The sequence below is a fragment of the Mycobacterium sp. genome, assembly GCF_049647605.1.
Lineage (GTDB): Bacteria > Actinomycetota > Actinomycetes > Mycobacteriales > Mycobacteriaceae > Mycobacterium.
In genome coordinates, this window is record NZ_JBARXZ010000135.1 from 1 (window position 1) to 10,283 (window position 10,283).

Genomic DNA, 10,283 nt, shown 5'->3' on the forward strand with positions numbered 1-10,283 from the left:
CAGGCCCTACCGGAGCACACAGGAAAAGCTGGGCAGACCAGCAGCTACCCGCTGCCAGCACAACGACCGACCGGCGCCATCACCTCAGAACCACATCCATCAGGTCAGTCCACGGATCGAGGCTTAGTGTCGAACCGTCTCGACGATATGAGGAGCGTCACATGCCCATCCCTCCCCCCACCGCCGCTCAGTTGCAGGCGCTGGATCAGCATTACGCCTTCGGTCTGTCCGAGGCCGACATCGCCGACTACGAGCAAGCCGTCACTAACACGCTGGGCGCCTCGGAGCGGGTCGCCGAGCTCTACGCGGCAGCGGCTCCGGCGGTCCCGGAACGGGCCTGGCAACACCCCGCCGACAATCCGCTGGGAGCCTGGGCCGTCACCGCGTCGATAACCACCAGCACCGGCGGCGTCCTAGCTGGGAAAACCGTTGCCATCAAAGACAACATCTCCGTGGCAGGCATCCCGATGGCCAACGGGTCGGCCTCCCTCCAGGGATTTGTCCCACACCAGGACGCGACCGTGGTCACCCGGCTGCTCGATGCCGGAGCCACGATTACCGGCAAGGCGGTCTGCGAAGATCTGTGCTTTTCCGGGGCCAGCTTCACCTCTCATGAAGGGCCGGTGCGCAATCCGTGGGATTTGAGCCGCAACGCCGGCGGATCCTCATCGGGAAGTGCCGCGCTGGTCGCCTCGGGAGCGGTGGATTACGCAGTCGGCGGCGACCAGGGCGGTTCGGTGCGCATCCCGGCCGCATTCTGCGGCCTGGTCGGGCACAAGCCCACTCACGGGTTGGTGCCGTACACCGGCGCCTTCCCCATCGAGCAGACGATCGATCACCTGGGTCCGATCACGCGTACCGTCGCCGACGCCGCAGCGATGCTCCAGGTGATGGCCGGAGCCGACGGCCTGGATCCGCGACAACCCACCACCGTCGAGGTCGCCGACTACATTTCGGCGCTCACCGAGTCCGCCGAAGGACTGCGGATCGGAGTGCTCACCGAGGGATTCGGCACCGAGGTCAGCGAGCCCGGCGTCGATGACGCCGTGCGTGCGGCCGTCGAGGTGCTGCGCCAGGCCGGGATGCACGCAGAAGAGGTCTCCATCCCCTGGCATGTCGACGGAATGTCGCTGTGGAGTGTCATCGGCACCGAAGGCGCCGCTTTCCAGATGCTCGACGGGCACGGCTACGGCATGAACTACGAAGGCCGCTACGACCCCGAAGTGATCGCCCACTTCGCGGAGAACCGGATCACCCAGGGCGCGCAGCTGTCCAAAACCGTCAAACTTGTTGGGCTGTCCGGCCGTTACACCTTCGAACTGGGCGGCGGAAAGTACTACGCGATGGCCCGCAATCTGGTCGCCGACTTGCGTAAGGCCTACGACGACGCCCTGTCCCGGTACGACGTCCTGATCCTGCCGACCGTTCCCTATGTCGCCAAACCCCTACTGTCGCTGGACGCGCCGCTGGAGGAGTACCTTTCGACCGCGTTGAGCATGGTCATCAACACCGCGCCCTTCGATGTCAGCGGCCACCCGTCGATATCGGTGCCTGCCGGTCTTGTCGAGGGTCTACCGACCGGAATGATGATCGTCGGCAAGCGTTTCGACGACGCCACCGTGCTCAAAGTCGCCCAGTTCTACGAGACAGCGGTCGGCGGATTCCCGGCCGCCCCGATCCGGACAACAGCAGGCTCCCGCTCATGAACGGGATCTTCGACTTCGGCGGCACCGACGGCATGGGACCGGTCGACAACGACCACGGCACCGAACCCGTCTTTCGTGCCGATTGGGAGAAAGCGGCATTCTCGATGTTCGCCCAGGGCGCCCGCGCCGGGCTCTACAACATCGATCAGTTCCGCCACTGCGTCGAACAGATGGACCCAGCGGAATACCTGCTGTCCAACTACTACGAGCACTGGACCCATGCGCTGGAAACCTTCGCCGAACAACACAACGTCTTCGACCATGAAGAGCTCGAAGAGCGAATCCGGTACTACCGGGACAATCCCGACGCTCCGCTGCCGGCCGGTGAGGACCCTGAAATCCTGGATTTTGTCAACACCGCCATCACCACCGGATTCTCGGCGGCCCGCGACATCGACAAGGCCCCGACCTTGAAGGTCGGTGATCGAGTGCGCATCGCCGCCGACAGCCCGACCGGGCACACCCGCCGCGCCCGCTACATCCGTGGCAAGGTCGGCGTCATCACCGCAGCCCACGGCGCCTACGTGTACCCCGACACCGCCGGCAACGGCCTCGGCGAATGCCCTGAACACGTCTACACCGTCAAGTTCACCGCCACCGAACTATGGGGCGAGGACATCGGCGACGCCAACGGCGCCGTCTACTTCGACGTGTGGGAGCCCTACTGCACTCCCGAATCAGCCCCTGCCACCCAAGGAGCCTGAATGTCCGAACAACGCACCGACACCAAGCTGCGCTCCCAGGACGAGATCGTCGCCCGAGTCAAAGCGCTGGAAGCGCTGCTGATCGAAAAGGGGGTCATGACTCCCGAAGCTGTCGACCGGATGGCCGAGGTCTACGAGAACGAGATCGGCCCGCAGATCGGCGCTCAGGTCGTCGCCCGTGCCTGGACTGATCCAGAGTTCAAGCAGCGACTACTGGCAGATGCCACCGCAGCGTGCGCCGAAATGGGTTACGGCGGACTGCAAGGCGAAGACATGGTGGTGGTCGAGAACACCGACACCGTGCACAACGCCATCGTGTGCACCTTGTGCTCCTGCTATCCATGGCCAGTGCTGGGCCTACCCCCGAATTGGTACAAAGCCCCCGCCTACCGGGCCCGGATCGTGCGCGAGCCCCGCAAGGTCCTCGCCGACGATTTCGGGTTTCCGGTACCGGACAGCGTCGAGATCCGGGTATGGGACTCCAGCTCCGAACTGCGTTACTGGGTGCTCCCGCGCCGGCCGGCGGGAACCGAGCACCTCGATGCCGCCCAGCTGGCCGCACTGGTCACTCGCGACTCCATGATCGGCACCGGCCCCGCGAAGGCTGTGGCGGCGTGAGCGCCACACAAGAAGCAAGCCAACTCGACGAAACCCGCAGGCGCATCGAAAAACTCGTCTGTGGGCTACCCGGCGGCGACGCCGACGCGCTGGCGTTCAGCGAACCCTGGGAACTGCGCGCCTTCGCGATCGCCGTGGCCGCCTACCACGGGGGGCACTATGAATGGAGCGAGTTCCAGCTGTCACTGATCGAGTCGATCCGCAACTGGGAAGCCGGCGACACCCGCGAACCGTGGAATTACTACGAGCGATGGCTGGATGCACTCGAGAACGTCTTGGCGACGAAGGGAAAGCTCGCCGACCCACTGTCCTTGGACGACCGCGCCCGCACCGTCCTGGCCACCCCCCGAAACGCAAACCACCACGAAGCCCATCGTGAGCCGGTGGCCATTTCCCCCGCTCTTCAGCGTCCTCCACCGGCCTGAAGCAGAGTGCCTTCCGTCCTAAGAGAGTGTTAGGAATGCCGCGAGTAACTTCCTCAGCGCTGTGACTGCGTTCACAGTTGTCAGGCGGCAGTCCCGTGGCGCCGCACGGAATTGGGGAAGGATCTACATGAGCAACGCCGACACCCGGGACCCCGTCGCCTCCGGTCCGGAGAGATCGCCGACGTCGTCACCTGCAGCCACCCGTCGGGCAGTGTTCAACACGCTGCGCGGCTCGTCCGGCAATCTCGTCGAGTGGTACGACGTCTACGTCTACACGGTCTTCGCGAGCTACTTCGAGAGTCAGTTCTTCGACTCCGCGGACAAGAACTCGACCGTGTACATCTACGCCATCTTCGCCGTCACCTTCGTGATGCGCCCGGTGGGATCGTGGTTCTTCGGCCGGTACGCCGACCGTCGCGGCCGGCGCGCGGCGCTCACGTTCAGTGTGTCGCTGATGGCCGCGTGTTCGATGGTGATCGCGTTCACCCCCGGACGCGAGAGCATCGGGGTGTGGGCGGCCGTCATCCTGGTGTTGTGCCGGTTGGTGCAGGGGTTCGCCACCGGCGGCGAGTACGGCGCGTCGGCGACCTACATGTCCGAGGCCGCCACCCGGGAACGACGTGGGTTCTTCTCGTCCTTCCAGTACGTCACGCTGGTCGGTGGCCACGTCCTGGCCCAGCTCACCCTGTTGGTCATGCAGTTGTTCCTTGACCGTGAGCAGATCGGCGAGTTCGGTTGGCGGATAGCCTTTTTCATCGGCGGCGTCGCGGCGGTGGTGGTCTTCTGGCTACGCCGCAGCATGGATGAATCGTTGACCCCCGAACAGCTCGAAGCGGTGCGCAGTGGCGAGGACCAGGAGTCGGGTTCGATTCGGCAGCTGTTCGTGGTCCATTGGCGGGCGCTGCTGACGTGCTTCGCCGTGACGATCGGCGGCACCATCGCGTTCTACACCTACAGCGTCAACGCCCCGGCGATCGTCAAGTCGACCTACGAAGACCAGGGAATGACCGCGACCTGGATCAATCTCATCGGTCTGACGTTCCTGATGGTGATCCAGCCCATCGGCGGCATGATCAGTGACAAGGTGGGCCGCAAACCGGTCCTGGTGTTCTTCGGGGTCGGCGCAGTGCTCTACACCTACGTCCTGATCACCTATCTACCGCAGACCACCTCGGTCGCCGCGTCCCTGACCTTGGTGTGCGTGGGCTACGTCATTCTGACCGGCTACACCTCCATCAACGCGATCGTCAAGGCCGAACTGTTCCCCGCAAATGTGCGTGCGCTCGGTGTCGGACTCGGATACGCGTTGGCCAACTCCGCGTTCGGTGGCACCGCGCCGCTGATCTACCAGGCGGCAAAGGGCGGCGGCCACGTGCCGTGGTTCATCGCCTACGTCACGATCGTGATCGGTGTGTCGCTGTTTGTGTACATCTTCGTGTTGCGCAACAAGTCGGAGACCGCGCTGGACCGGGAGCAGGGTCGCGCATTCGTGTGACCGGCGAGGTACCGGACGGCTCGCCCACCTACATTGGTCTGGGTGTTCGACCGACGGACGGTACTTCGGGGCGCGGGTGTCCTCGGCGCGGCGCTTGTCACCTCGGCGTGCCAGGTGCGCCCCGAGGTCGAGTTGCGGTTGGCGGCGGGCGAGTCGGGTGGTCTCTTCTGGGAGTTCTCCGGCCTGCTCGCCGCAGCCGCCGACCGGGCGGGCGCCCCGCGCATCACACCGCTGCAATCCGAAGGTTCCGCCGACAATCTCGAGGCGCTGCGGACGGGGCGGGCCGAGCTGGCAATGAGCCTGATCGACACCGCCTACGACAGCGCCGACCGCGACAGCTTGACCGCGGTCGGCTGCGTGTACGAGAACTACTTTCAGGTCGCGGTCCGAGGCGACTCCCCGATCGGGTCGATCGATGACCTGCGCGGGCGCACCGTGAGCACCGGCGCAGCGGGGTCGGGCGCCACGTCACTGTCGGACCGGGTCCTTACCGCGGCCGGCCTGGGTGCACCGGGCGCGGTCCGCGGTGTCGAGCTGTCCATGCAGGAGGCTGCTCGGCAGCTGGCCGCCGGGACCGTCGACGCCGTGATGTGGGCGGGCGGCCTGCCCACTCCGGCGTTCACCGGTACCGATCTGCGCCTTCTGGACCTGACGGCCGTGGTGGCCAGGCTGCGGGAGTCATTCGGGACAGCGTACGAAGCAGTGCCCGTCCGCGCCGACGTCTACGGCCGGCACCCGGGCGTGACCACTGTGGGAGTGGCCAACCTGCTGCTGGTGCGGCGCGATGTAGCCGACGATGCGGTCGCGGCCATCGTGGACCTGCTGATCGACGACTCGTCGGAGCTGGTGCCCGAACAAGCGGTCGGCAGTCAGTTCCTCGATGCGCAGTCGCTGATCCTGACCGGTTCCATCCCGTTGCATCCCGGTGCGGTTCAGGAGTACCGGCGCCGGCATGGATGACGGCCAGTCACTGCGGATTGGTCGCCAGATATTGCTGGACCGGGACGGGTGAGGCTGCCGCATAACCCACCGGCAGCACCACATCGCCTGCCGTCGTGCCGTAGTAGACGTCCCATCGGTGGTACCCGTCCAGGGCCGACGGGTGGGCGGCGATGACCGCCGCGTAGTCACTGACCGCGCGCACATACCGGTTGGAGTTGTTGTAGCGGAAAAGCGCCTTGTCACGGTTGACGGCAAAGCCGTGCGCGGCCAGGAAACGCCCGGCCGCCATGATGGCGTCCGAAGGTGACCGGATGTCGCCACCCTGGCCGTAGCCGGCGAACGTCGTGGGCAGGAACTGCATCGGGCCCTGCGCACCGGCGGTGCTGACGCCGTCGATCCGACCGAACGCGGTCTCCACAAAATTGATCGCTGCCAGATAGTTCCACCCGACACCGGTGGCCGACTCGGCCTTGCGGTACAAGTCGATCAGCTCACCGGCGGGCAGCGGTGCAACGATCCGCCACGCCGGCACGGTGGCCATTCCCTGACCGCCGCTGAGCGCCGTCAGCTCCCGGCGCGCGTCGACATTGCGGTCGAAGGCTTCCAGCAGTGGCCTCGGCACCCGCGCCCGCACGATCATGTCCCACTCGGGGTGCCGACCCAGGGCCCGGTAGGCGGCTTGCTGACGGCGGGCCGCGACGGTGAGCGCCTGCTCCGTGGCCGACGGATCGCGCAGCGTGTGCTCGTCGTCCACCAGCTGATCGGCCAGCTGCACCGGGTCCACCGCCAGCCGCGGCTGGGCCGGTTCGGGCGTGGCCGGTGACGATGACGGAGACGGCGGCGCGGCGGCCTGACTGGCGGCCGGGGTGGATTCAGGCGTCGGCACCATCGGCGACGAACAACCGGCGAGCGCGATGACCACCGTGCCGATCAGCAGCACGGAACGACCGGGCTTGCGGATCGATTCCTTCATTCGAGCCGAGTGTTCCGCATCGATCGCGGGACATCAATGCCCGCCCGGACACGTACAGTGACCAGGATCGTTGTGTACAGCCAGGAGCCAGCTTCATGTCCGCCGTAGCCCACCACCGTCGCCGATCGCGCGCCACCGCGTGGCTGGCCGGCCTCGGGGTCGTCGCCGCGATGCTGGTCGCACCGGCACCCCCGGAGGCCTCAGCCGCACCCCAGCTGCAGATCTCGAGCGCCAGCGAGCAGATCCTGGAGTCGATGCTGGCAGCCACCAGCGGTTCCACCGGGTCTGATGCGGTGTCCGCGCAGTTCCTGGCCACACCGTATGGCGCCAACACTCTTGTCGGTTCGGCCCAGCAGCCGGAACAGCTTGTCGTCGAGTTACAGAGGGTCGACTGTTTCACCTACGCCGACTACGTCGAGGCACTCAAGCGTGCCGGTGGCGACCGAGAGCGTTTCCTCGACAGCCTCGTCGACGTGCGGTACCGCGACGGCGTGGTCTCGTTCGCCAACAGGAAACACTTCTTCACCGACTGGTCGGCGACGGCTCCCGCGGTCGCCACCGATATCACCGCCGGCCTCAGCGACGCCGCGGTCGAGACGACCAAGAACCTGAACGCCAAGGATTCCGGTGGCGTGTACCTACCGGGTCTGCCGGTCGTACCGCGCACCGTTTGGCATATCCCCAGCGCACAGGTGGACAACGACGTCGTGAGCCGGCTTCGCACCGGCGACTACATCGGGGCTTACGCCGAAGACGGTGGTCTCGATGTCACGCATGTGGGGATCTTCATCGATTCCCCCGACGGTCCCGTCTTCCGAAACGCCTCGTCGCGCAGCGCCGACAACAAAGTTGTCGACACCGCACTGTTCGACTACCTACAGACTGTTCCGGCGGTGGTGGTGTTGCGCCCGGTGGGATAGAACGCCCGAAGAGCCCGCTTCTCGATCACGAAATACAGTGTAGCCAAACCGATTACGACTGCGACGGCCCCTGTTCGCACTGCGGGTCGAGCACCAGCACCAGATCCATGAGGTCATCGAGGGCGTGCGCGATCCGGGGATCGGCCAGTTCGTAGCGCGTTCGCCGCCCTTCGGGCACCGCAATCACCAAGCCGCACCCCCGCAGGCAGGTGAGATGGTTGGACAGGATCTGCCGGGAGACGCCGAGAAGCTCGGCCAGCTCCGAGGGATACGCCGGCGCCTGATTGAGGCTCAACAAGATCCGAGCCCGCGTGGTGTCGGACAGCGCATGGCCAAACCGCGCGAGCGCGTCGGTAGGGGCAGGTGTCTGCACACCCGCGAATATACATCGGGGCATGAATTCAGAAGATGATGCACACGCGTCCACTCCCTGTGACACTGCCCTTCCAGAGCGAAAGTGGTTGACACAACCCGACTCTGTCGAAATGGACGACACCCGGTAGCCGGAATCCACCGATAAGCCGTGGCCCGCTCACCGAGCAGGCTAACGTCAGTGCCATGGTCCACCTTGGACGACGCGAGTTCACGGTGGGCATCGGCGCGCTCGTGGCAGCGGCGTGCCTGCCGGGCTGCAGCAACGAACCCGACACCAACGGTGAGCACATCGTGGTGGTCGGTGCGGGGTTCTCCGGCCTGGCCGCCGCACGACGACTCACCGACGCCGGGCGGCGCGTCACGATCCTCGAGGCGCGGGACCGCATCGGCGGCCGAACGCAAACCGACACCTCCCTCGGCGTGCCGATCGACCTCGGCGCATCGTGGATTCACGGCACCGAGGGCAACCCCTTGGTGGATCTCGCCGACGAGATCGGTGCCACCACCGTGGCGACCGACTTCGACGACTACGTGTTGTTGGATGAACGCGGGGCGGTTGACGCCGGTGCCGCCGCCACTGCCACCGCCGACTGGTACCGGATCGCGGCACGACTCGATGACCGCATAGCCGCAGCTGCCAACACCGATTCGCTTGCCGATGGGCTGGCCGGGATCGCCGATCGCAACGATCCGCTGGTGGCCTGGAACATTGCCTCCCGCATCTCGGCGGAATATGCAGCCGACCCAGATCAGTTGTCGCTGCGATGGTTTGGCAGTGAGGGGGAATTCAGCGGACCGGACGTGCTACTGCCCGGCGGCTATCTGCAGCTGGCACGCCACCTCGCCCGCGGACTGACCATCCAACGCAATACGGAGGTGACGCGGATCTCCTATGGCGGCCACCAAGTGCAACTCGAGACCTCACAAGGACCGGTATCCGCTGACCGCGTGATCGTCACGGTCCCCCTGGGGGTGCTCAAGGCCAACACGGTCACCTTCGATCCGCCACTACCGGATTCAAAACGTGAAGCCGTCGAACGACTCGGATTCGGGCTGTTGAACAAGGTTGTGCTCACCTTCGACAAACCGTTCTGGCCAACGTCGCCGCCGATGATCGGGTTGATCGGGGCGCAGCAGCCGGTCACCGACCTGGTCAACGGGTTGATCTTCGCCGGAGCACCACTTCTTGTCGGACTGCGCGGCGGCCAGGCCGCCTGGTCGCGGGAGTCGCTGTCGGATGCGGAGGCCGTCGGCGAGCTGGTCGTCGCGCTCAACGCACCTGACCCGGCCGGGGCGCTGGTTACCCGTTGGGGCACTGACCCTTACGCACGCGGTTCATATAGTTTCCTGGCGGTGGGGTCGAGTCCTGCCGATATGGAGGCGCTGGCCGAGCCGGTTGGTGACCGACTGATGTTCGCCGGGGAAGCCACGGATCCGAAGTTCTTCGCCACTGTCCACGGCGCGTACCTGGCCGGAATCAGAGAAGCCGACCGGATTCTGCGCTAAGCACCGGAACTGGAGTCATCGGGGGCGCACACCGATGTCAACCGGCGAATTCGGCTTGCCGCAGCGATACAGGTCATCGTCGCCCTCGCCGCCTCCATCGCTACTGTGTCGCCCACTGGTATCGGCGAGTCCCCTAGAGCGGCGAAACCCCGTCAATCACAGCTGAATAGCAGCTCAGGGGTCGTCTTCGTCGTGGTTGCTGAGTAGTTCTTCGGGGTGGTGGAACTGGTTGGTTCGGGGTGCTTCGGTGTTGTCGGCCCAGGCGAGGCGGCCGGTTTCGGTGATTTCGGTGTGGTAGGAGCCGTTGGTGGCGCCGCGGTGGTGGGGGCCGCAGCTGAAGTGGAGTTGGTCGGCGGTGGTGGGGGCGCCGGCGTTCCAGTCGGGGGTGTGGTGGAGGCGTTGGCCGGGGGTGCGGGTGTCGGTAATCTTGCTCATGCCGTCGGGGCCCTGTTTGTGCAGGGTCAGGCAACTGGATGCGGTGCGGTCGGCGTCCGGTGATGCGTAGCCGGTGCCGGAGCAGATCTTTGACCTTGATGCCTGGCGGTAGCGCGGGGTCTTGCACGCCGTCGGGTGGTTCGGCGATCTCACCGAAGATCCGATAGGTGAGTCCGAGGGTGAC

The 10,283-nt window shown here is 65.8% G+C and carries 10 protein-coding genes and 1 pseudogene; 8 read left to right on the forward strand and 3 right to left on the reverse strand.

Going from position 1 to position 10,283, the window contains the following annotated elements; genetic code table 11:
- Positions 1–161: 161 nt before the first annotated feature.
- The 6 genes from WBB07_RS17855 to WBB07_RS17880 all read left to right on the forward strand — a co-directional run bounded on the left by WBB07_RS17855 (position 162) and on the right by WBB07_RS17880 (position 5,908).
- The gene (locus tag WBB07_RS17855) at positions 162–1,706 is read left to right on the forward strand and encodes an amidase (protein ID WP_526309733.1); all 1,545 of its coding nucleotides are present in this window, start codon (positions 162–164) and stop codon (positions 1,704–1,706) included.
- Positions 1,703–2,410, forward strand: a complete 708-nt coding sequence (gene nthB / locus WBB07_RS17860) for a nitrile hydratase subunit beta (RefSeq protein WP_526309734.1) — start codon at positions 1,703–1,705, stop codon at positions 2,408–2,410. The genes WBB07_RS17855 and nthB overlap by 4 nt, the downstream gene beginning before the upstream one ends.
- Positions 2,411–3,028 carry a nitrile hydratase subunit alpha gene (nthA, locus tag WBB07_RS17865; RefSeq protein ID WP_526309735.1) on the forward strand — a complete coding sequence of 206 codons (618 nt, stop codon included), beginning with the start codon at positions 2,411–2,413 and terminating at the stop codon, positions 3,026–3,028.
- Positions 3,025–3,453: a nitrile hydratase accessory protein gene (locus WBB07_RS17870; RefSeq protein WP_526309736.1), complete on the forward strand. Its 429-nt coding sequence runs from the start codon at positions 3,025–3,027 to the stop codon at positions 3,451–3,453. Before nthA ends, WBB07_RS17870 begins: the two co-directional genes overlap by 4 nt.
- A gap of 127 nt (positions 3,454–3,580) precedes the next feature.
- Positions 3,581–4,948, forward strand: coding sequence for an MFS transporter (locus WBB07_RS17875; RefSeq protein ID WP_526309737.1), 1,368 nt, complete (start codon positions 3,581–3,583; stop codon positions 4,946–4,948).
- A gap of 42 nt (positions 4,949–4,990) precedes the next feature.
- On the forward strand, positions 4,991–5,908 hold the full coding sequence (locus tag WBB07_RS17880; protein ID WP_526309738.1) for a TAXI family TRAP transporter solute-binding subunit: 918 nt from the start codon (positions 4,991–4,993) through the stop codon (positions 5,906–5,908).
- A gap of 7 nt (positions 5,909–5,915) precedes the next feature.
- On the opposite strand, the gene WBB07_RS17885 is transcribed toward WBB07_RS17880, so the two are convergent.
- Complete coding sequence (locus tag WBB07_RS17885; RefSeq protein WP_526309739.1) at positions 5,916–6,863, reverse strand: lytic transglycosylase domain-containing protein; 948 nt, start codon at positions 6,861–6,863, stop codon at positions 5,916–5,918.
- Between the two features lie 95 nt (positions 6,864–6,958).
- Here WBB07_RS17885 and WBB07_RS17890 point away from each other — a divergent pair, with 95 nt between their 5' ends.
- Positions 6,959–7,783, forward strand: coding sequence for an N-acetylmuramoyl-L-alanine amidase-like domain-containing protein (locus tag WBB07_RS17890; protein ID WP_526309740.1), 825 nt, complete (start codon positions 6,959–6,961; stop codon positions 7,781–7,783).
- Positions 7,784–7,835: 52 nt separating this feature from the next.
- Here WBB07_RS17890 and WBB07_RS17895 read toward each other — a convergent pair whose 3' ends face one another.
- The gene (locus WBB07_RS17895; RefSeq protein WP_526309741.1) at positions 7,836–8,156 is read right to left on the reverse strand and encodes an ArsR/SmtB family transcription factor; all 321 of its coding nucleotides are present in this window, start codon (positions 8,154–8,156) and stop codon (positions 7,836–7,838) included.
- A gap of 185 nt (positions 8,157–8,341) precedes the next feature.
- Between WBB07_RS17895 and WBB07_RS17900 the strand changes: the two genes are divergently transcribed.
- A complete protein-coding gene (locus WBB07_RS17900; RefSeq protein ID WP_526309742.1) occupies positions 8,342–9,664 on the forward strand; it encodes a flavin monoamine oxidase family protein in 1,323 nt (440 codons plus the stop codon).
- A gap of 174 nt (positions 9,665–9,838) precedes the next feature.
- Here the strand turns inward: WBB07_RS17900 and WBB07_RS17905 are convergent.
- Positions 9,839–10,283 (reverse strand): annotated as a pseudogene (locus WBB07_RS17905) (hypothetical protein); the annotation flags it as partial.